This window comes from Pandoraea sp. B-6 (genome assembly GCF_000282835.1).
Lineage (GTDB): Bacteria > Pseudomonadota > Gammaproteobacteria > Burkholderiales > Burkholderiaceae > Pandoraea > Pandoraea cepalis.
Window position 1 is genome coordinate 14,008 of the sequence record NZ_KB290519.1, and the last position, 21,979, is coordinate 35,986.

19 protein-coding genes and 1 pseudogene are annotated in these 21,979 nt (G+C 61.4%); 12 read left to right on the plus strand and 8 right to left on the minus strand.

Going from position 1 to position 21,979, the window contains the following annotated elements; all coding sequences use genetic code 11:
- Positions 1-257: 257 nt before the first annotated feature.
- Complete coding sequence (locus tag A985_RS0111470; RefSeq protein ID WP_026131871.1) at positions 258-1,031, minus strand: putative hydro-lyase; 774 nt, start codon at positions 1,029-1,031, stop codon at positions 258-260.
- Positions 1,032-1,283: 252 nt separating this feature from the next.
- Here A985_RS0111470 and A985_RS0111475 point away from each other — a divergent pair, with 252 nt between their 5' ends.
- Complete coding sequence (locus A985_RS0111475) at positions 1,284-2,216, plus strand: LysR family transcriptional regulator (protein WP_017233545.1); 933 nt, start codon at positions 1,284-1,286, stop codon at positions 2,214-2,216.
- A 27-nt stretch (positions 2,217-2,243) separates the two neighbouring features.
- On the opposite strand, the gene A985_RS0111480 is transcribed toward A985_RS0111475, so the two are convergent.
- The 6 genes and pseudogenes from A985_RS0111480 to A985_RS0111505 form a co-directional block, all read right to left on the minus strand.
- Positions 2,244-2,600, minus strand: coding sequence for a cytochrome C oxidase subunit IV family protein (locus A985_RS0111480; RefSeq protein ID WP_017233546.1), 357 nt, complete (start codon positions 2,598-2,600; stop codon positions 2,244-2,246).
- 8 nt (positions 2,601-2,608) lie between these two features.
- A complete protein-coding gene (locus A985_RS0111485) occupies positions 2,609-3,301 on the minus strand; it encodes a heme-copper oxidase subunit III family protein (protein ID WP_017233547.1) in 693 nt (230 codons plus the stop codon).
- A gap of 19 nt (positions 3,302-3,320) precedes the next feature.
- Positions 3,321-3,956, minus strand: coding sequence for a cytochrome c oxidase subunit 3 (locus A985_RS0111490; RefSeq protein ID WP_017233548.1), 636 nt, complete (start codon positions 3,954-3,956; stop codon positions 3,321-3,323).
- Positions 3,953-5,800 carry a cytochrome c oxidase subunit I gene (gene ctaD, locus A985_RS0111495; protein ID WP_017233549.1) on the minus strand — a complete coding sequence of 616 codons (1,848 nt, stop codon included), beginning with the start codon at positions 5,798-5,800 and terminating at the stop codon, positions 3,953-3,955. The genes A985_RS0111490 and ctaD overlap by 4 nt, the downstream gene beginning before the upstream one ends.
- A 652-nt stretch (positions 5,801-6,452) precedes the next feature.
- Positions 6,453-7,574 (minus strand): annotated as a pseudogene (locus tag A985_RS25155) (c-type cytochrome); the annotation flags it as partial.
- A 369-nt stretch (positions 7,575-7,943) separates the two neighbouring features.
- The gene (locus tag A985_RS0111505) at positions 7,944-8,720 is read right to left on the minus strand and encodes a hypothetical protein (protein ID WP_157211434.1); all 777 of its coding nucleotides are present in this window, start codon (positions 8,718-8,720) and stop codon (positions 7,944-7,946) included.
- A 948-nt stretch (positions 8,721-9,668) separates the two neighbouring features.
- Between A985_RS0111505 and A985_RS0111510 the strand changes: the two genes are divergently transcribed.
- The 10 genes from A985_RS0111510 to A985_RS0111555 all read left to right on the plus strand — a co-directional run bounded on the left by A985_RS0111510 (position 9,669) and on the right by A985_RS0111555 (position 20,659).
- Positions 9,669-10,619, plus strand: coding sequence for a UDP-glucuronic acid decarboxylase family protein (locus A985_RS0111510; protein ID WP_017233552.1), 951 nt, complete (start codon positions 9,669-9,671; stop codon positions 10,617-10,619).
- Between the two features lie 51 nt (positions 10,620-10,670).
- Complete coding sequence (gene pseB / locus A985_RS0111515) at positions 10,671-11,672, plus strand: UDP-N-acetylglucosamine 4,6-dehydratase (inverting) (RefSeq protein ID WP_017233553.1); 1,002 nt, start codon at positions 10,671-10,673, stop codon at positions 11,670-11,672.
- Positions 11,669-12,817, plus strand: coding sequence for a UDP-4-amino-4,6-dideoxy-N-acetyl-beta-L-altrosamine transaminase (pseC, locus tag A985_RS0111520; RefSeq protein ID WP_017233554.1), 1,149 nt, complete (start codon positions 11,669-11,671; stop codon positions 12,815-12,817). Before pseB ends, pseC begins: the two co-directional genes overlap by 4 nt.
- Positions 12,814-13,704: an aldo/keto reductase gene (locus A985_RS0111525; protein ID WP_017233555.1), complete on the plus strand. Its 891-nt coding sequence runs from the start codon at positions 12,814-12,816 to the stop codon at positions 13,702-13,704. The genes pseC and A985_RS0111525 overlap by 4 nt, the downstream gene beginning before the upstream one ends.
- Positions 13,701-14,471 (plus strand): cytidylyltransferase domain-containing protein, encoded by a 771-nt coding sequence (locus A985_RS0111530; RefSeq protein ID WP_017233556.1) that lies wholly within the window; start codon positions 13,701-13,703, stop codon positions 14,469-14,471. Before A985_RS0111525 ends, A985_RS0111530 begins: the two co-directional genes overlap by 4 nt.
- Before the next feature lie 3 nt (positions 14,472-14,474).
- On the plus strand, positions 14,475-15,764 hold the full coding sequence (locus A985_RS0111535) for an aminotransferase class III-fold pyridoxal phosphate-dependent enzyme (protein ID WP_017233557.1): 1,290 nt from the start codon (positions 14,475-14,477) through the stop codon (positions 15,762-15,764).
- 4 nt (positions 15,765-15,768) lie between these two features.
- Complete coding sequence (pseG, locus tag A985_RS0111540) at positions 15,769-16,884, plus strand: UDP-2,4-diacetamido-2,4,6-trideoxy-beta-L-altropyranose hydrolase (protein WP_017233558.1); 1,116 nt, start codon at positions 15,769-15,771, stop codon at positions 16,882-16,884.
- Positions 16,885-17,028: 144 nt separating this feature from the next.
- Entirely contained in the window at positions 17,029-18,078 is a 1,050-nt protein-coding gene (gene pseI, locus A985_RS0111545) for a pseudaminic acid synthase (RefSeq protein ID WP_017233559.1), read from the plus strand.
- Between the two features lie 99 nt (positions 18,079-18,177).
- Positions 18,178-19,671: a hypothetical protein gene (locus A985_RS0111550; RefSeq protein WP_017233560.1), complete on the plus strand. Its 1,494-nt coding sequence runs from the start codon at positions 18,178-18,180 to the stop codon at positions 19,669-19,671.
- Between the two features lie 52 nt (positions 19,672-19,723).
- Positions 19,724-20,659 carry a hypothetical protein gene (locus A985_RS0111555; RefSeq protein WP_026131872.1) on the plus strand — a complete coding sequence of 312 codons (936 nt, stop codon included), beginning with the start codon at positions 19,724-19,726 and terminating at the stop codon, positions 20,657-20,659.
- Positions 20,660-20,742: 83 nt separating this feature from the next.
- On the opposite strand, the gene A985_RS29220 is transcribed toward A985_RS0111555, so the two are convergent.
- Positions 20,743-21,036, minus strand: a complete 294-nt coding sequence (locus A985_RS29220) for a hypothetical protein (protein ID WP_232424599.1) — start codon at positions 21,034-21,036, stop codon at positions 20,743-20,745.
- On the opposite strand from A985_RS29220, the gene A985_RS0111560 reads away from it, so the two are divergent.
- A complete protein-coding gene (locus A985_RS0111560) occupies positions 21,035-21,976 on the plus strand; it encodes a lipopolysaccharide biosynthesis protein (protein WP_232424600.1) in 942 nt (313 codons plus the stop codon). The two genes, A985_RS29220 and A985_RS0111560, sit on opposite strands and share 2 nt — an antisense overlap.
- Positions 21,977-21,979: the final 3 nt, after the last annotated feature.

Sequence of the window (21,979 nt, forward strand, 5' to 3'; positions counted from 1 at the left end):
AGGCTCCGGTGATGTCGTGACTTGCCGTGTGATGTGCCCTCGGGCCGCGCTCTCCGATGGGCGTGTGCGGTCACCGGCAGGCGATCCTTCCCCTGCCGCCTCCCGTCATGGCGCGGTGTTTCTGTCGTGCTTGGTGCTCGGGTAAAGCTTCAGTGATGCGTGCTGCTTGCGTGAAATTTGCGGGGTGCTTCAGGTCATGCGTCGCTGGCCGGTATTGCCGTGATGCCAGGGTGCCGTGCAACGCACGTCGCGCGCGATCAGAAAACGGCGAGCGACGCGTTCGGGATATCCGTCATCAGCATGTAGCCCGGCCGGTGTGCGATGGCGATCGGCAGCCTGGCCTCCATGATTGCGGTCTGCGGCGTCACGCCACAGGCCCAGTAGACAGGCAGCTCGCCGTCGCGAATGGTGACGGCGTCGCCAAACTCCGGCTTATTCAAATCCGCGATGCCGAGCGCCGCCGGGTCACCGATATGGATCGGCGCGCCGTGCACGCCGGGGAACCGGCTCGTGATCTGCACAGCGCGAATGGCATCGCCCCCCTTCATCGGGCGCATCGACACGACCAGCTCGCCACCGAACTTTCCGGCGCGCTGATTGGCGATATTGGTTCGATACATCGGCACGTTGCGTCCCTCTTCCACGTGACGCAACCCAATGCCCGCCTGCGCCAGCATGCCCTCAAAGGAGAACGAGCAGCCGATGGCGAAGACGACGAAGTCGTCCTGCCAGACTTCGGCCAGGTGATCGACCTGTTCGGCGAGCTTGCCGTCGCGGTAAACGTTGTAACCCGGCACGTCGGTGCGGATATCCACCTCGCGACCCAGCGCCGGCACGTGCCATTGCCCTGGCTCGCCCACGCCGAGCAGCGGGCACGCCTTCGGATTGCTTTGGCAGAAGCGCAGGAAGTCGTGTGCGTAAGCCTCCGGCAGAATCGCGAGGTTGGCTTGTGCGAAGTCGCCGCAGTACCCGGCGGTCGGCTTGCGGAACTGACCGCTGCGCACGGCCTGACGGAAGGCGAAGGGCGTGATGGCGTCGCGTTGCGAGGCGAGGTCGTCGAGCACGGCGGGATGGTTCATGACAGCTCCGGCATTGAGGGGGATGCATCGGTGGCATCGGATGGCTGAAGCATAGAAAGAAAAAAAAGTTGTCGCTAACGAGTTTTTCTACGCGCTGCCGTATAGAATTTCTTAACAACGTCACGGGTTTTCCCGAGGTTCGTTGTTTTTTTCTTCTCCGATCCGAGGTCAAATTTTGGGCACGCTCCCGACCCGCCGAGTCCCATGAACACGCGATTTCTCGAAACGTTCGTCACGCTGGCCAAGCTGCGCAACTTCCGTGCGACGGCCGCGGCACTGCACGCCACGCCGGCGGCGATCTCACAGCGGCTCAAGGCGCTCGAGGAGGAGCTGAAAACCGTGCTGGTCGATCGCGACAGTCGCGAATTTCGTCTCACACCCAACGGCGAATACCTGCTGGGCTATGCCAAGGCGGTGGTGGAGGCGGCGCGCCGTCTGCAGACGGCGGCATCGGGCGAAAGCACCTTGCGCGGACGGTTGCGTCTCGGCGTGATCGAGACCGTCGTGCATAGCTGGCTGCCGCACTATCTGCGACGCCTGGCGGCCGACTATCCCTCGCTGGAAGTCGAGTTGACGGTGGACGTCTCGGTGCAGTTGCAGCGCCGCCTGATCGCGGACGAGCTCGATCTCATCATCCGCGTGGAGGGCAGCGACGACAGCAGCGTGGTGTGCGATGCGCTCGCCAACTATCCGGTGCACTGGATCGCGCGCACGGGCATGTTTCCGAACACGCGCAGCGGGCTCGCGAAGCAGGTGCTGCAGCATCCGATCCTGACCTACGGGCGCGGCACGGCGCCGCACCGGGCGCTGGAGGACATCGTGGCGAAACTGGCGGGCGTGCACGGCGTGCCGCTCTCGGAGACGCGCATCACCGGGTCGCCGTCGATTGCCGTGATCGTGCAGCTGGTGAGAGACGGCTTTGGTGTCGCGGCGATTCCGCGGCTGTTCGTCGACGATCTGATTGCGAGCGGTGAAGTCGCGGAGCTGCCGTTGCAGCCGGCGCCGCCGTCCATCGTGGTGTCGATGTCGCGACGTGCCGACGCCCCGCTCTTCGTGCATGGGGCGGCCACGGCCGCGCGCACGGCGTGCTCGGAATACTGCCGCAAGAGCGACCGGCGGCTGGTGGAATTGTTGTGAGGCGTCGCGGCGGGCGCTCGGTGCGATCTACCGAAAATGCGCCAGCCGCGTGAGGAACGTGTAGTCGGCTTCCGCGGCCATGAGGGCCATCAGCACAAGCAACGCGAGCGGCGGAATCAGGATCGCGTAGACGAGTGCGAGCCGCTCCCAGCGCATGTGCATGAACACCGCCACGATCAGGCCGGCCTTGGCCACCATCAGCGCGAGAATCAGCCCCCATCGCAAGTAGCCCTGCAGATCGGCGTAGTCGACGAGGTACGACAGCGTCGAGAGCACGAACAACAGCCCCCACACCTTGAGATAGAGGCTGACCGAATGCTGTTGGCCCGAGTGTTCGCCGCTGGCGCCAGACGCTTGCGTTGCGGATGTCGCAGAGGATTCCATCGCTCCTCCTACCAGAGATAAAACAGCGCAAAGATGAACACCCAGACGAGATCGACGAAGTGCCAGTAAAGGCCCGCGATCTCGACGAGCTGGTAGTTGCCGCGCCGTTCGAGTGTGCCGTTGAGCACCTTGCGCATCACCGTGAGCAGATAGATGACGCCCGCACTCACGTGCAGCCCGTGAAAGCCCGTGATCATGAAGAAGCACGCACCGAACTGCGCTGCGCCCATCGCATTGCCCCAGGGCCGGATGCCTTCGTGCACGATCAGGTTGGTCCACTCGAATGCTTGCATGCCGACGAACGCCATGCCGAAATAGGCCGTGGCGAGAATGCAGGCGGCCGTCTTGTCGCGATCGCGCCGGTAGGCGTAGTTCACCGCCATCGCCATGGTGCCGCTGCTGGTGATGAGCGTGAACGTCATGATGGCGATGAGCAGCAGCGGCACCGGATGGCCGTTCACATTGAGCGCGAATATCTCCGCCGGATTTGGCCAGGGGGCGGTCGTCGAGATGCGCACCGTCATGTAGCCGATGAGGAAGCTGCTGAACACGAACGTGTCCGAGAGCAGGAAGATCCACATCATCGCCTTGCCCCATGGCACGTGGAACGCGGCGCGATCTCCCGACCAATCGGTGACGACGCCGCGCCAGCCGGCGGGTAATTCGGTCGACGGGGACGATGCAGACGAAGGCGTATTCACGATGTCGCTCCTCGACGCGTTACGAACCGACGGCGGCAGTGCCGCACAGTCGCTGCGCGATCTCCGGCGTGAGATTGACGATGGCCGCGAACAGCACGATCCAGAGCACGAAAAGGAAGTGCCAGTACTGCGCGGTCAACGACAGGCGTCGTGCGCGCGCGGCATGGGTAAGCCGACGCGACGCGAGGCACGCCCACGCCACGCCGCCCCCGAGCAGATGCAGCGCGTGTAACCCCGTGAGCAGGTAGAAGAAGCTATTGGCGGGATTGCCGGCCACGCCGAAGTGGCGCAGGGTCAGGTCATGCCACACCCAAAGTTGCCCGATGACGAACGCGAGCGCGAACCCACCCGCCAGCGCCCAGTCCCGACGTGAGCGTCGCAACTCTCCGTGTCGAGCTTGCCAGACCGACGACTGCATTACGAGGCATGCGGCGGCCAGCATCCCCGTGTTGATCCACAGTGCGTTGATCGACGGTAGCGGACGCCAGTCTCCGAGACTCATGCGCATCACATACGCCACGAGCATCAGCGCGAACAGCATGCCGATCACACCCATGAGCCACCAGAGCGCGACCTGCGACGCCGCGCGACGCTGCGGCTGAGCGATGGGCACGCCCCCCGATGGCGGGGACGGCCATGACGGAGCGGGCTTCATGGTGCGGCTCCCTTGGGTGACTTGGGTGACTTGGTCGGTGGGGGCGGCGGCGTGTCGCGACGGTGCAGCGCCGCCGAGTCGCCCTGTACGAGCGTGGCGGGGCGTCGTGGATCTGGGGCGAGGTTCTGCGGCACGACGTCGTCGATGTCGCCCGGTACGCTGTATTCATAAGGCCAGCGATAGACCACGGGCGCAATCGGCCCCCAGTTACCATGCTCAGGCGGCACGTCGGGCGTTTGCCATTCGAGCGACGCCGCACGCCACGGGTTCGCGCCGGCCGGCTTGCCGTGCCGCACGCTCCAGGCGAGGTTGAACAGGAACAGCAATTGCCCGGCGGCCACGATGAACGCCGCTATCGAGATGTAGGCGTTCATCGTGTGCGCCGACTCGGGGATGAAACTGTAGCCCTTGAACTCGTAGTAGCGGCGCGGCATGCCGAGAATGCCGAGGTAGTGCATCGGGAAGAAGATCGCATAGGTGCCGAGGAACGTGATCCAGAAATGCCATTGGCCGAGGCGGTCGTTCATCCGTCTGCCGGTGATGAGCGGATACCAGTGGTAGATGCCGCCGAAGATCACGAGCAGCGGCGACACGCCCATCACCATGTGGAAGTGCGCGACCACGAAGTAGGTATTCGACAGCGGCATGTCGACGCTGACGTTGCCGAGGAAGAGTCCGGTGAGGCCGCCGATCACGAAGGTGCTGATGAAGCCGATGGCGAACAGCATCGGCACGGTCAGATGGATGTCACCGCGCCACAGCGTGAGCACCCAGTTGTAGACCTTGATCGCGGTAGGGATGGCGATGATGAGGGTGGTCGTGGCGAAGAAGAATCCGAAGTACGGATTCATGCCGCTGATGAACATGTGGTGCGCCCAGACGACGACCGAGAGCGCGCCGATGGCGAGGATCGCCCAGACCATCATGCGGTAGCCGAAGATGTTCTTGCGTGCGTGCACGCTGATGAGATCCGAGACGATGCCGAAGGCGGGCAGCGCGACGATGTACACCTCGGGGTGACCGAAGAACCAGAACAGGTGCTGAAACAGGAGGGGGCTGCCGCCGCGATAGTCGAGCGGTTGGCCCATCGACACGATGGCCGGCATGAAGAAGCTCGTGTGCAGGGTCTTGTCGAGCAGCATCATGACGGCGGAGACAAACAATGCCGGGAAGGCCAGCAACGCGAGCACCGTGGCCATCACGATGCCCCAGACCGTGAGCGGCATGCGCAGCAATGTCATGCCTTCGGCGCGGGCTTGCAGCACGGTGGTGACGTAATTGAGGCCGCCCATCGTGGCGGCCACGATGAAGATGGCCAGCGAGACGAGCATCAGCACGATGCCCCACTCGGTGCCCGGCGTGCCGGGGAGAATCGCTTGCGGAGGGTAGAGTGTCCAGCCCGCGCCGGTCGGGCCGCCGGGCACGAAGAAGCTCACCATCAGCACGATGACGGCGAGCAGGTAGACCCAGTAACTGAGCATGTTCAGGAACGGGAAGACCATGTCGCGCGCCCCGACCATCAGCGGGATGAGGTAGTTACCGAAGCCGCCGAGGAACAGTGCCGTGAGCAGGTAGATCACCATGATCATGCCGTGCATGGTGACGTACTGGTAGTAGTGGTTGGCGTCGATGAAGGAGAACTTGCCCGGGAACCCCAGTTGCATGCGCATGAGGTTCGAGAGGACGAGCCCGACGAGTCCCACGGCGATGGCCGTGCACGCGTATTGCACTGCAATGACCTTGTGGTCCTGGCTCCAGACATATTTCGTCCAGAAGCTGTGCGGAGCGCCGTGGTACCCACCGGCGTGGGCTGCACTGTCGGAACTGTCGGAGTCGCCGGTCATGACTTGTCTCCCTGTGGGATCTGTCGCTGATTCGAGTTGTGTTGTCTCGTGTTGTGTTGTCTTGTGGCGTCTCGCGCTATGTCGTTCTGCGTGGTGCTATGTCGCACGGTGCCGCACCATGTCTAGGTATGTCGTGTCGTCTCGTGCTGTCTCGTGCGATCTCGTGCTGTCTCGTGTCGTGTTGTCCCCTGCTGTCCCGTCTTGCGTCGCGGCGCTGACCTTGCGGTGCATTCTTCCGATGTTTCCGTGGTGATGCGTCTGCGAGGATGCGTCTACAAAATCCGAGGTCGCGCTAAGGCGCGGGGCGAATCATCGGCACGCGCGGCTGCGCGGGCCCCGACGGCGGATTGACGGGCTGTGCCGGCGGGATAGCCAGTGGCGGCAACGTCGTGTTCGGGTCGTTCTGCAACGGTAGCCCCGGCGCTTGCCCCGGCCGGCGTGCCGGCTGAGACGGCGGCTGCGAGCTTGAGCTTGACGGACCGGATGGCGTCAGCGGCGCGTACTGTGCGGGCGGACGCGGTGTCAGCAGTGAGTTTTGGGCGAGTTGTACGGCGGGCTGAGCGCGAGCCGATTGGGTCGTCAGGCCCAACGCTACCGGTTGGAGAGGCGCGTACATGGCAGCGGCGGGCGCAGGCGTTGCCGGCTGTGAAGGGGCGGCCTCCGGGGGCGGCGCGGAACCCAGCGTCCGGATGTACGTGATGAGCGCCTTTAGCTCGTCGTCAGTGAGATCGAGCTTGGGCATGATTGGCGCGAAACCCTTGGGCACTCGTGCGGTCGGATTGCGGATGAAGGTCGCCAGGTACGCGTCGTCGACGTGCGCCGAACTGCCATCCTGAAACGTCTGCGTCGTGCCGTACAGACCTTTCCAGGTCGGCCCGACGCCGGGCGAGCCGTCGACCGTGTGGCACGCGGCACAGCCCTTCGCCTGCGCCAGCAATTTGCCTTTCGCCGCGAGCGGGTCAGACGTCGCCGCCCCGGCATGTTGCGCTTGCAGTGCAGCAAAGGTGGGGAGTGTGGCCACCCAGGCGTCGTAGGCGGGCTTGTCGTCGACCACAACAACGCCGCGCATGTTGGCGTGGCCGACGCCACAAAGCTGTGCGCAGAGGATGTCGAAGCGCCCGATTCGCGTGGGAGTGAGCCACATCTGCGTGACCATGCCCGGCACCATGTTCATGCGCGTGCGGAAGGGCGGGACGTAGAAGTCATGAAGGACATCTTTGGCGCGCAGCAGCAATTTCACTGGCTGGCCGACGAGCAAATGCAGTTCGGGGGCGTCGACGATACGGTTGTCCTGATTCGCGGGATCCTTGGGATTCAGGCCGAGCGGGTTGTCCGCGGTGACATAGCTCGGGTCGGAACTGCCGAGCCGCCCGTCGGGGCCCGGCAGGCGGAAACGCCATTGCCACTGCTGGCCGACGACTTCGACGACATGAGCATTGGCGGGGGGATTGATGAGTTTGGCATAGACGAATAGGCCCGGTGCGAGCATGGCGGCTATGCCAACGGTTGTGATACCGATGAGCCAAGCTTCGAGACGCCGGTTGTGGGGCTCGTAGGCCGCGCGGTGCCCGTCGCGATGGCGGTAACGGTAGATCGCCCAGGCAACGAAGAGATTGACGGCGGCAAAGGCCACGCCGGTGATCACCAGCGTGATCGTGAGGGTGTCGTCCATCTGGCGCCAGTTAGACGCCAGCGGCGTCTGCCACCACGGGCTCCAGAAATGGAAGGCCAGGGCGGCGGCGACCAAGGCGGTTAGGAGGACGGGGAGGGCCATGGCGCGCCGTGCTACCGGGCTGTGCGAGCGCCCGGATGCGCGCTCGCGCCACAATCGCCGTACAAGATTATCTGCACGTTGCCGTCCTCCCCATCCGATTTTCTGCCGACCGCTCGTATCACGTCTGCAGGTGCAGCCTTTGACCCGGCAGCTGGATCGAATGCTGAACACCGCTTGGCAGCCTGCCGGGACACCTGTGCGCACGAAGGCCTGATGGCTCCACCTTTCTTAGGCTAGTTGGTCGATGTGAGGAGTCAAGGCCCGTAGGATGGCGCGGGCTGCAGAGCGAAGATGGATCGGACCAAGATCTGATCCATCCCGGAGATTTGATAGATTTAGGTGGATGGACGGTTGTGTGTCAAGCAAGACTTATTGGCGTTGCGCGCCAACGTTGCCGCCGGAGAATGTGGCACGAGCCAACGCGACCAACAGGCTCAACAACAGGCCCAGAGCGAAACCACCCGCCACATAAAGCGACTTGACGGGTGAACTTGGTTTGAGCGGCGTGTAGACTTCCCCAACAAGACGCGTCGGATAAGAGCGCAGTGGGTCCAGCGCACTCTCAAGGCCAAGCTCGCGCTCTTGCAACGCCACAAGCTGTCCCGTCGACAACGAGGCAATATTGCCAAGCAGCAAGCCACGGGTGCTCATGTCACCCTGCGCCGCTCCAGTATCGAGCGCCTGATTGCCTTCGGCGAGACGCTTCTTGATCGCCGCAATGTCCGACTGCGTGTCCGCAAGCGCTGTCTTGAGACGCGCCATCGTCGTATCGAACAACGCCTGATCGCGCATCGAATACTCTTGCCACACCGCATTGAGGGTTTTCTCGGCCTCTTCCGGCGAGCGCCGCGAAACCTGCACATTGATCATGTCGAGCGCCTTCGCCGGCGATGCGCGCAACGAAGAGAATGCAAGTTGCGATTCCGGTCGGGCGTCTTCCGCGAGTTTAATCCCCAGACGCTTGAGCACAGCCAGCTTGAAGCTCGGCTCGCTCAGACGCTCCACCCCCGACAGCGCCGTTCCAATCGGGATTGCCGGCCCCTTTCCTTCTGCCGCCTGAATCTGACCCACCTGGATCGTCATTCGCGCAGTCCAGTTCGGCTGAACGATCAGGGAAACCACGAGGCCAATCACAGCACCGGCCATGCAACTTCCAACAATGAGCCACAAATAGGACCTGAAGAACTGCGCGAGCGACATTTCGTCACTCGATGAAACCTTTACCGTGGGCATAAGATTGTGATATCAGAGGGGAAATCGAATAACTAGCGCGCAATTATATAGGAGTGAATCTTCCCAAGATTCATCAAAATCACAAGTTTCGGTTTTGTCTACCACAACGAAATCTCGATTCGTGCATCTTCCCGTTGCGACCCCATGGCCTCTGCCTAGATTCCTCTGAAAATGACCATGAAGTCTGACATCGTGGATTCTTTTCGAGAATGCAAGGGCTCGAAAGGCGGAGAAAGGTGTGTATTCCGGTACAATGCAGGCCGCGCGGTTTCGGGCACGCACTCGGAGTTACCTGACGCCGCGGTTCTCGTGGCACCAAGATAACAAATCAGCAGATCCACGCCCCTCGGGCCAGATCGGTCAAGGCCGGCGAAGGTTCGTTTCATTGTTAGATGAGAACAACACTCGTTGCATCAAAACGTAAGCGTTGTAGCCCGACGGGTGGGGGCTCTGCCACAATTGGTATTTGTAGCGCACCCGTTTAATGCAAATAAGAATCATTACTGCCGACACGAGCGATGTCGGTCTCATGACCCGCATTCATCTCGCAAGACTGGGCGATCGGGCAGCGTGCCCTGCCATAGGCTTGATGCGCTACCGACGCGATGTTAATCGCGTGGATTTCCCTGTCGAAATGCTCCGGCCCTTTAAGGGCACAGATAGAACATGTGCCGCCCGGCATCTACCAGGATCGACGGACCGGGTGTCAGGCCCGAGCGATCGGGATCGGCTCGCATCGTGCCGAATTCCGAAAAATGTCCGGGGGCTGTCCCGGACGGACAAGACGTTTTCGTCCCCCGCGGGTATTACGGTGCGGGGGTTTGAGTATTACGGCATCGGCCGCTCCTGAAGCAACTGGTTATGCGCAACTACAACTCTCGCCAGCGTATCTTGGTGACCGGCGGCGCCGGCTTTCTCGGCTCGCATCTCTGTGAACGACTGCTCGGTCAGGGGCATGAAGTCCTGTGCGTCGACAATCTGTTTACCGGCGCTAAGCAAAACATCGAACATCTGCTCGCTAACCCCCGGTTCGAGTTCATTCGTCATGACGTGACGTTCCCGCTCTACCTCGAAGTCGATCAGATTTACAACATGGCGTGCCCGGCATCGCCGGTGCACTACCAGCACGATCCGGTGCAGACGACCAAGACGTCCGTGCATGGTGCGATCAATATGCTTGGTCTGGCCAAGCGCGTCGGCGCCCGCATCTTCCAGGCATCGACCAGCGAAGTCTATGGCGACCCGGTGGTGCATCCGCAGCCGGAGAGCTACTGGGGCAATGTGAACCCGATCGGTATCCGCTCGTGCTACGACGAAGGCAAGCGCTGCGCCGAAACCCTGTTCTTCGACTACCACCGTCAGCACGCGTTGGATATCAAGGTCGCGCGCATTTTCAACACGTACGGCCCGCGCATGCATCAGAACGACGGACGTGTCGTGTCGAACTTCATCATGCAAGCGCTGTGCGGCGAGCCGATCACCATCTTCGGCGAAGGCCGTCAGACCCGGTCATTCTGCTACGTTGACGATCTGATCAGCGGTATCATCGCGCTGATGGAGACCCCAAAGGGCTTCACCGGACCGATGAATCTCGGCAATCCCCATGAGATAACCATGCTTGAGTTGGCATCGACCATCATCGAACTCACGGGATCAAAGTCCGAAATCGCATTCAAGCCGTTACCCGCCGATGACCCGACGCAACGCCAACCGGATACGCGACTTGCCGAGTCGGTTATCGGGTGGAAACCGACCGTGGCATTGCGTGAAGGTCTGCAGCAGACCGTTCAGTACTTTCGCGCATTCGTCTAACGCCCAGTAATCGCACTTAGTGCACTTCTCGCAGTTCGGAATAGATTCGCAATGTTCAACGATAAATCGATTTTGATCACGGGCGGCACCGGGTCGTTCGGCAAAAAATACGTCCGCACCATCCTCGCTCGCTACAAGCCAAAGCGCTTGGTGATTTACTCGCGCGACGAACTCAAGCAGTTCGAAATGGCGCAGGAGTTCAACGATCCGTGCATGCGCTACTTCATCGGCGACGTTCGCGATGGCGAACGACTATCGCAAGCCATGCGCGGCGTTGACTACGTCATTCACGCAGCTGCGCTCAAGCAAGTGCCTGCGGCAGAATACAATCCGCTCGAATGCATCAAGACGAATATTCACGGCGCGGAAAACGTCATCAACGCCTCCATCGCGAATAACGTCCACAAGGTCATCGCGCTGTCGACGGACAAGGCCGCCAATCCGATCAACCTTTACGGCGCAACCAAGCTCGCTTCGGACAAGCTGTTCGTCGCAGCCAACAACATGGTCGGCGCGAATCAAACGTCGTTCGCCGTTGTGCGCTATGGCAACGTGGTCGGCTCGCGTGGCTCGGTGGTTCCGTTCTTCCAGAAGCTGCTCGACGAAGGCAACAAGAAGCTGCCGGTCACGCATCGCGAAATGACGCGCTTCTGGATCAGCTTGCAAGACGGCGTGGATTTCGTGCTGAAGAATTTCGAGCGCATGCACGGCGGCGAAATTTTCGTGCCGAAGATTCCTTCGATCCGTATTACGGATCTCGTGGAAGCCATGGCCCCCGGCATCGACATGGACGAAGTTGGTATCCGCCCGGGCGAGAAGCTTCATGAAATCATGTGCCCGGCCGACGACTCGCACCTGACGCTCGAATTCGGCGATCACTACGTGCTGCGCCCGACGATCAAGTTCAATCATGCCGACTTCGACTACCCGACGAACATGCTCAGCGAGCAAAGTACGCCGGTCAAGCAAGGCTTCGAATACAACTCGGGCAACAACCCGCACTTCCTTTCGCCAGCCGAAATCCGCGAATTCAATGTGAAGGCGATGGCATGATTCCGTACGGCCGGCAGGATATTTCTCAGGAAGACATTGACGCCGTCACCGCGGTACTCCAGTCGGATTTTCTGACGCAGGGTCCGGCCGTGCCAGCCTTCGAGCAAGCCGTCGCCACCTATGTCGGCGCACCTCACGGTGTGGCGGTCAACAGCGCGACGTCTGCCCTTCACATCGCGTGCATGGCGCTTGGCGTGGGTCCGGGTGACACCGTCTGGACCAGCCCGAACACGTTCGTCGCTTCAGCGAACTGCGCGCGATACTGCGGTGCCGATGTCGATTTCGTCGACATCGATGTGCGCACGTATTCGATGTGCGCCGAGCAACTGGAGCGCAAGCTCAAGGAAGCGTCGACTTGCGGCAAGCTGCCCAAGGTCGTCATTCCCGTCGCCTTCGCCGGTCAGTCCAATGACATGCGTCGTATGCGCGAGTTGGCGAACGAATATGGCTTCGCGATCATCGAAGACGCATCGCATGCGATCGGCGGACTTTATCTTGATCACCCGATCGGCGGCAGCGAATTTGCGGACATCACCGTTTTCAGCTTCCACCCTGTCAAGATTGTCACGACAGCCGAAGGCGGCCTTTGTATTACGCACTCGGCCGCACTGGCCGACGCGATGCGCCGTGCGCGCTCGCACGGCATCACGCGAGATCCGGCGCAGATGACAGCGAAGTCCGAAGGTGACTGGTATTACCAGCAACTTGATCTGGGCTACAACTATCGGATGACCGAGATGCAGGCTGCGTTGGGCGTGAGTCAGATGACGCGCATCGATTCGTTTGTCGCGCGCCGTCACGCGCTGGCCAAGCGCTACGACGCGTTGTTGGCCGACCTGCCGCTGACCACGCCATTCCAGTCGCCCGACGGCTATTCCGGACTCCACCTGTATCCGATCATGGTCGACGATGCGAGCCGTCGCCGCGAGACGTTCGACCGGATGCGTGCGGCCGGTGTGCATGTCAACGTGCACTATATTCCGGTGCACCTCCAGCCGTACTACGCACAGATGGGCTTCAAGGCAGGCGACTTCCCGACGGCGGAAGGCTATTACGCCCGCGCGATCAGTCTGCCGATGTTCCCGACGCTCACGGAAGCGCAACAGGACTACGTCGCAAAGACCCTCGGAGAGTCGCTGCAATGAAACTGGCGCTGGGAACGGTCCAGTTCGGACTGGCTTACGGCATCACCAACGCCAGCGGTCAGGTCTCCGAAAGCACGGCGCGCGACATTCTTCTACGCGCAAAGGACGCCGGTGTCGAGGTCCTCGACACCGCCGCAGCCTACGGTGAAAGTGAAATAGTACTCGGCCGCGCGCACAGCGAAACGCGCGGCTTTCGCATTATCAGCAAGACGCTCCCGCTGGCATCCGCCGGCGAAAGCGATCCGGTGGGTCAGGTCGTCGCACGTGTCGGCGAATCGCTCGCGCGCCTGCGCGTTACGCAGCTCGACGGGCTCCTCGTCCATCACGCGAGCGACCTTCTCGGTTCGCACGGCAAGGCACTGTACAGTGCCCTTCAAAGGCTGCGCGGCAACGGCGCAATTGCCCAGCTCGGCACGTCGGTTTACACACCGGAAGAAGCCCGCGCGATTGCGCAGGACTTCGCGATCGACCTGATTCAGGTGCCGATCAACGTGCTCGATCAATCGTTTGCCACATCGGGAACGTTGGCGTGGCTGCGCGAACGCAATATCGAAGTCCACACACGATCGGCATTCCTGCAAGGATTGTTGATGGCCGACGTACTGCCATCCTTCCTCAAATCGCTGACGCCAGGGTTCGAACGCTTTCGGGACATCTGCCGGGAAGCAGGCCTGAGCCCGCTGGAAGGCGCACTGTCTTTCCTGCGCACCTTGCCGATCGACCACATCGTCACGGGCGTGCAGAACGTGGCGCAACTCGACGAAATCGTTGCCGCCTGGCAGCGAGTCCAGACACTGAATGTCGATGGCTTTGCCGCCTGCAACATGGCAACCTCGCCTGCCGTCAATCCGGCGAACTGGGCGCGAATGCTCAAGGAGTCGACATGACCATCATCGCGTTGCTTCAAGCACGTTGCAGTTCGAGCCGTCTGCCGGGAAAAGTGCTAAAGCCTTTGCTCGGTCAACCGATGATCCTGAGGCAGATCGAGCGGCTGCGTCGGGTGCGCCGTATCGATGAACTGGTGGTGGTGACCAGCGAAGAATCGTCCGACGACGAACTTGCCGGGGTTTGCCACAACGCCGGTGTGCCTGTGTTTCGCGGCAGTCTGAACGATGTGCTCGATCGCTTCTATCGCGCGATCGAATCGAAGACGGTCGACCACGTGGTCCGCCTAACCGCCGATTGCCCGTTGACCGACCCGGCAACTGTCGACGCCGTCATCGATCTCTATCTCAAGGGCGGATTCGATTACGCCAGCAACACGCTACCGCCGACGTATCCCGATGGTCTGGACGCCGAGATTTTCCAGGCCGAAGTGCTGCGCACGATCTGGCGCGAAGCGTCGCAGCCGTCTGAGCGCGAGCACGTCACCTCGTTCATCTACAAGCACCCGGAACGCTTCCGACTCGGCAATCTGACCAACGATCGCGACCTGTCCTCGCTGCGCTGGACCGTGGATACCCCCGCAGATTTCCTTTTCGCCGAGGCGGTGTACGAAGCGCTATACGCCGAGAATCCGGCGTTCGATTATGCCGACGTGCTGGCGCTGCTCGCCCGTAGCCCTGAATTGCAGTTGCTCAATACCGAACAGGCCCGGAACGCGGGCTATTTGGCGTCCCTTTCCCAAGACGCGCTCACTACCCCCAAGGGGTGATCTATGTCCCAACGCTATCAACAGTCCGAAACGCTGCTTGAGCGAGCCTTGAACACGATTCCACTCGGCTCGCAAACCTTCAGCAAGAGTCGCACGCAGTATCCGTTCGGCGTCTCCCCATACTTCATCGAGCGCGGTCAGGGCTCGCACCTGTGGGATGTGGACGGTAACGAATACGTCGACATGATCGGTAGCCTCGCTGCCGTCACGCTCGGACATCGCGACCCCGATGTGGATGCTGCCGTGCGCGCGCAGCTAGACAGCGGTGTGATTTTCTCGCTACCTCACCGTCTCGAGATGGAAGTGGCCGAGCAGATTGTGAAGATGGTCCCTTGCGCGGAACGCGTGCGCTTCGGCAAGAACGGCTCCGACGCAACGGCCGGCGCGGTTCGCGTTGCGCGCGCTTTCACGGGACGCGATCATGTCGCCGTGTGCGGCTACCACGGCTGGCAGGACTGGTACATCGGCACCACGCTGCGTAATCGCGGCGTACCCGAAGCGACACGCGCCCTTTCGCACTCGTGGGCGTACAACGACATCGATAGCCTCGAAGCGATTTTCAAAGCGCATCCGGATCAGGTCGCCGCCGTCATCATGGAGCCGATGAATGTCGTCGAGCCGATGCCCGGCTTCCTCGCTGCGGTCAAGGCCCTGGCGCACAAGCACGGTGCACTGCTCGTGTTCGATGAAACGATCACGGGCTTCCGCTACGCCAACGGCGGCGCGCAGGAATTGTTCGATGTCACACCCGATCTGGCGACCTTCGGCAAAGGCCTTGCAAACGGATACCCGGTCTCGGCCGTCGCTGGTCGTGCCGACGTCATGCAACTGATGGAAGAAGTCTTCTTCTCCTTCACGTTCGGTGGCGAAACGCTCTCGCTGGCTGCCGCACTTGCGACCATGCGCAAGCTCGAGCGCGAGCCGGTTACGGCAACGCTCACATCGCAAGGCCTGAAGATCATCGACGGTCTGCGCAGCCGCATTGCAGCGCTCGGTGCCGAGGACTTCCTGTCGGTCTCGGGCCACCCGACGTGGAGCTTCCTGCTGATCAAGGATACGGACCGTTATTCGACGTGGTATCTGAAGACCCTGTTCATGCAGGAAATGCTTGAGAATGGCATTCTCACGTTCGGCACACACAACCTGAGCTACAGCCACTCAGACGCCGACATTGATGCGCTCTTCCGGGCGTACGATCACACTCTGCCGATGCTGGTGAGGGCGGTGCGCGAGGGCGGCATCGAGTCCATGCTCAAGTGCAAGCCGCTCGAACCGCTGTTCAAAGTCCGGTAAGTCGATGAAGGTCGTCATTCGCGCGGACGCGTCGATCCAAATCGGCTCCGGCCACGTCATGCGATGCCTGACACTGGCGGATCGTTTGCGCACGCGTGGCGCGGATGTGACCTTCGTCGGCCGCCCTCACCCGGGGCACGCCGGCGATGTGATTGCCGCGCGCGGATATGCTTGGCTTGCGTTAACGGCATCGTCCGCGACGACAGCAGCCCCCGTCGTGCAAGACTCGCCGGACACGCCGCTCGCCCATGCTCGCTGGCTGGGTGTGCCCTGGCAAACCGACCTGATCGAGACGCAGCAGGTGCTTGCGCTAGTGAAGCCCGACTGGCTCGTCGTCGACCACTATGCCCTCGACGAGCGCTGGGAACGCCTTGCCCGGACGTCGGCACCGCGCATCATGGTGATCGACGATCTCGCCGATCGCGGTCACGACTGCGACATCCTGCTCGACCAGAATTTTCATTTGGATCCGCGCCGTCGATACGAAGGACGCGTGCCGGTCGACTGCGTCAAGCTTCTGGGGCCTGCCAACGCGTTGCTGCGGCCGGCGTTTCTCGGACCCCACCCGCCACGCACGATCCCGGATAAAATACGGCGACTGCTCGTGTTCATGGGTGGCGTGGATGCCGACAACGTGACGGGCAAGGTGCTCGACGCACTCGAGCTCTCGCCGCTACGCGACGTCCCGACTGACGTGGTGCTCGGCGCGAACGCTCCGCATCTGGCAAACGTGCGCGAACATTGTGCTGCGATGCCGCAGATCCGCCTGCATGTCCAGATCGACAATATGGCGGAACTCATGGCGGGCGCCGATCTGGCGATCGGCGCTTGCGGATCCGCGACCTGGGAACGATGCGCACTAGGCCTGCCGACGGTGGTCATCGTGCTCGCGGACAATCAACGCCCCTCTGCCAACGATCTGGCTACCGCCGGGTTCGTCTGCAATCTGGGAGACGCTACCGATCTCGCGCCGGACGTCATCGCACGCGAAGTCGTGGCACTCGCACACGACAGCACGCGCCGGGACAAGCTCTCGCGCGCGTCAATGGCGCTGATGCATGACGACCGACAAGACCCCGCATCGCTGATTTTTGAATGGTCCGGGCATGCTCAACACTGACACAACTCACGATTTTGGCATCAGTGATCGGAATGTCGCCCGAATGCACGCAGAAGATACCTGCGCTGCCAAACACCACAACTTGCCTCATTGCGGCAAGACGGCGCGGCCTGTGCCCGCCGGTTCGTTGCACGGAGTAGCACTATGACGATCAATATCGGTGGCCGCCTCGTCGGTCAGGAACACGAGCCGTTCATTATCGCGGAGATGTCCGGGAACCATAACCAGTCGCTCGATCGCGCGTTGGAAATTGTCGATGCAGCGGCTTCATCGGGGGCCCACGCGCTGAAGATCCAGACGTATACCGCCGACACAATGACGCTCGATATCCGCGAGCGCGAGTTCTTCATCTCGGATCCGAAGAGTCTCTGGCACGGCAAATCGCTCTACGAGCTGTACCACGAGGCCCATACCCCATGGGAATGGCACATGGCGATCTTCGAGCGCGCGCGCAGCCACGGCATGATTCCGTTCAGCACGCCGTTCGACGACACGGCAGTGGACTTTCTGGAGAAACTGGATGTCGCGCTTTACAAGATCGCGTCGTTCGAGAACACGGACATTCCGCTGATTCAGAAGGTCGCACGCACCGGCAAGCCGATGATTATATCGATCGGGATGGCAACGGTGGCCGAACTGGACCTGTCGGTGCGCGCCGCGCGTGAAGCCGGCTGCCGCGATCTGATTCTGCTCAAGTGCACCAGCACCTATCCTGCCACGCCTGAGAACACGAACATCCGCACCATTCCGCACATGCGGGATCTGTTCGATTGCGAAGTCGGCCTCTCTGATCACACGATGGGGGTGGGTGTTTCCGTCGCGAGCGTAGCGCTGGGTGCGACCGTCATCGAAAAACATTTCACGCTCGACCGCGCCGATGGGGGGGTCGACTCCACTTTCTCGCTCGAGCCACATGAGCTCGCGTCGCTGGTCGTTGAAACCAAGCGCGCCTGGCAAGGCCTGGGCAAGGTCGCTTACGGCCCGACAGCCGCCGAGAAGAAGTCGCTGGTGTTCCGTCGTTCCTTATACATCACGCGTGATCTGCGTGCCGGCGAAACGCTCGACGGCACAAGCGTGCGTGCGATTCGACCGGGATTCGGTCTGGCACCGCGCCACCTGCACGACATCTTGGGCCGCACCGTCAAGCAGGACATTCCACGCGGTACGCCGCTGTCCTGGGATTTGCTGGCCTGAGCAGCAAGCCTACCTTCACATCTGGAAGTTATGCGCATCGGTTTCGCAAGTATTTACGCCTATAGGCCCCATGTCGAACACATCTACTGGTTAGGTGAAATGATGCGTGGGCGCGGGCACGACGTCTCCTACCTGAGCTGCGACGGCGCGCTCACGCACTGCTACACGCGAGCGCTGCGCGATCAGGACCAGGGCTTGCGAGAGTGCTTCAAATGCACGCTGGGCGGTATTCGCTCGTTTACGGGCAAGTCGGTCGACTCGATGCGCAACCTCCGAAATCCCGTCGGCGCAGCCGCCGTCGCCGAGGGCGCAAAGCGCTGGGGTTTCTCCGGCGCTTGCACCATCCTGCGCACGGAAAGTCCTGAAGATAAGCTGACCGACACGTTCAAGCAGTTGCACGCACGCCTGACCATCGGCGCGGCGGAGGCATTCGCAGCGGCCACACGTTGGATCGAATCGCGCAATCTCGACGCAATCGTCTGCTTCAATGGCCGTATGGAAGGTCCGCGTGGCCTGATGGAAGCTGCGCGCGCCAAGGGCATTCCGTTCATTTCCGTCGAACGAACATGGTTCGGCGACGGACTCCTCCTGATTCCCGACCAGAACTGCCTGGGTCTCGATGCCGTGGGCAAAGTCGTCGCGGAGTACAGCAACAAGCCACTCACCGAGCAGCAGGCACGCGTCGTGGCCAGTCTGCTGGCCGGCCGATTCCTGCGAGACAATACGCTCGAATGGCGCGCCTACAACCGCAACGCAGAAGATCGGGAATGGCCCGCCGCCAGCAATGGCATGCGACTGTTGATCACGCCCAGCAGCCTGAACGAGTTTGACGGCCATCCTGACTGGAAGACACAGTGGCCGAATCAGATTGCGGCGCTCGACAGCCTGCTAACGCAACTCGAGGTGAACCCGGCCAGTTGTATCCTGCGCTGCCACCCGAACTGGGGGGAGACTATCGGCCTGCGCGACGGCGGACTGGCTGAGCGCATGTACACAGAATGGGCGCAGAGACGCGGCGTGCACGTCATCGGCAGCAAAGACCGCACCAGCACGCTTGGATTGATCGCGCAAACCGATGCCATCGTCGTGAATGGCGGTAGCGCCGCCTTCGAAGGCGGCGCCCTAGGCAAACAGATCATCGCGCTCGGCACCTCGATCTATCAGCGCGCCGGGTTCCAGATTCAGTACTACGGTCCGGACGACGCTCCGAATCTGGCGCAAATCGGAAAGCAGTCGCCAGACGAAATCGCCCGTAAAGTACTGCGCTTTGCGTATGCGTTCAACTTTCGTTTTAACCAGTACGTCTCCGCCGTTCGCGCGAAAACGACCACGCATTACCTTTACGATCCGAACGTCGACGGTGAACGGCTCGAACGCCTCATTCAAAATCGTCGCGTGAGCGCTGACGACGACGTTGTCGCCAACGACACTGTCGGTGAAGATCGTGTGCTCGCGTTGTTGACCGCGCGCAACTGGGCCGAACTCCGCGAAGCTCAGCGTCCGATCCCGACAAATTATCATCCCGTCAATCGTCGTGGCGTATTTCGCTGGATCGACGAGGTTCGCGATCGCATGCCGATCGGCGACCGTTAGAACGTGTCAGCCCGTTACGTTCATTCAAGTTATCTCTGGGGAGTTTGCCAACATGAGCCGTGTTCGAAATTTGACGCGCAGTCTGATGACGCAACCTGGCTACACGCTCATGCGCGTGCCGGCCCGGTTCCGTCTCGCGCGTAATGCTGTCAGCCGTTCACGCAGCCTGTTGCAGAACGCCCGCCTCCAGCAGTTTCTCGCAGAATGCGAAGCACGCATGCACAAGAGCGTCTTCGCCGGTGTGAGCGGTCCGGAATTCGTCCAGACGCTTGAGACCGACGGACTGGCCTTCGGTCTCAAGATTCCCGTTCACATGGTCGAGGAAATCAAGGCGTACGCCGCTCAGGCCAATTGCTATGCCGATCGCGAGCCGGCGTACGGATTTCGCCCTGATCAACGCGAGGCTGCAGAAAAGGTGCTCGGCAAGCCGATTTTGCTGGCACAGTACTTCAATACGCAACGCAACTGTCCAACCATCGACAAGCTTCGACACGATCCGTTGATCGAATGGATCGCCGCTCGCTACATCGGTTCGGTGCCGTCGTTCGTCGGCGCCAACCTGTGGTGGACGTATGCCGTAAAGGCGCGCGAAGAGGATCGTTTCAAGCACGCCCACCTCTACCATCGCGACGTCGATTGCTTCCGGTTCTTCAAGTTCTTCTTCTACCTGACCGATGTCCTGCCGGGTGACGGCGCTCACGTGGCCGTCGCGGGCTCCCACCATCGTCCGCCAACCTTGCAGCGTTTTGATGCGATCAAGGTTCGCCGTTACGCCGACGAAGAAATCGATAGCGCCTATGCCCCGGACGATATCCGGGAAATCTGTGGCCCGGCCGGCACCGGCTTCGCTGAAAATACGCTATGCATCCACAAGGGTCGCACGCCAGTGCGTCAGGCTCGCCTGCTACTTCAACTGCAATTTGCGTTATTCGACTACGGTGTCATGCATGACAACCGTGACGAAAGTGATCTGCATCTGATCGTCTAACGTGATGATGTTCGTATCAACGTTTTATCTCTGCGGGTGCATCACAGGCGTCCGCATTTTCGTCGGTCATGGTGCCTGATGAGCTACAAACGCAACTTTGGCACCATTTTCCTGAACGGGTGTGCCGCCGTCGTGATGATGGCGCGCATGCTTGCGTATGCGAAAACCCTGCCGATCGGTGAGTTCGGTACGCTGAGCGTCGGCATCCTGATTTCCGCATCGCTGACGATGATCAGCGCGTTTGGCTTCTTCCTGCTCATGCAACGCGACCTGCCGCAGTTGTTCGCGTCCGGACGCGTCACGCGCGGCATGATAATGATGATCGAGGTCACGATCGCGACCGTCGCCTGCGCGATACCGATGTTGTTGATGGGCATGACCGGCATCACGCTCGCAAGCGCAGGCGGCGGGTTGCTGGCGCTGGCCACGATCCACGGGTTGAGCAATCAATTGTTCGGCATCGTCTCGACGGAAAGCAAGAGCCGCCTGTTGCAGACGGAATTCTCCGGCACCCTGTTTCTGCGAAGCATCGCCGTCTCGGTGGCGGGTATTCTGGCGGCCTGGTGGACCGACCGGGCGGAAGCCATTCTGATGGCGGAGATCTGTGCGACGCTGTTGATGGTCGTGGTAGCGGCCGTGCGTGCCAGTACCCGATATGGCCGGCCGGTGCTCGGACTTTGCCGGCTGGCAATTCGGCATCTGCCGAAAGTGGAATGGCGCACGGCAGCCGCGCTGTTCACCACGACTTTACTGGCGTTCCTTGTCCAGAATGCCGATCGCTGGACAGCGTCCTCGCTGCTCGACAAGCATGACTTTGCGGCGTTCGCATTCATATGGACGCTCCTGGCTATGGCTTCGACGCTGCAAACGACGATCAACGCCAATCTGTTCCCCAGTCTCGCGGCTCAGCTGTATCATGACGGCCCTCAAGCCGTGGCGCGTCGAACGCGCCAAATTTCCGTCGCGTTTTTCGCGGTGCTGGCAGTGCTCGCCATCCCCGGCTACTGGATTCTCAAGTGGGGCATTTCGACCTACTTCTCCCGGTACGCGAGCGTTACCGCTTATCTGCCATTGTTCCTCGCTGCCGCCGCGTTCAGATCCTCGGATTTTTGGAGTAACTTTTTCGTGATCGCGGGCAAGACCCGTGTACTGTTCCTGTGCCAGGCAGCGGTGCTTGCCATTACGGCGCTAATCTCGGTGACCGCGTGGTTGCTCCCCGGCATTCCGATGCTGATGCGGCTTTCGATTTTGCCGCTCTCGCTATCCGGCCTTTCCTTCGTGTTCGGATTCGGTGCCACACGGCTCGCACAAAAATAACTT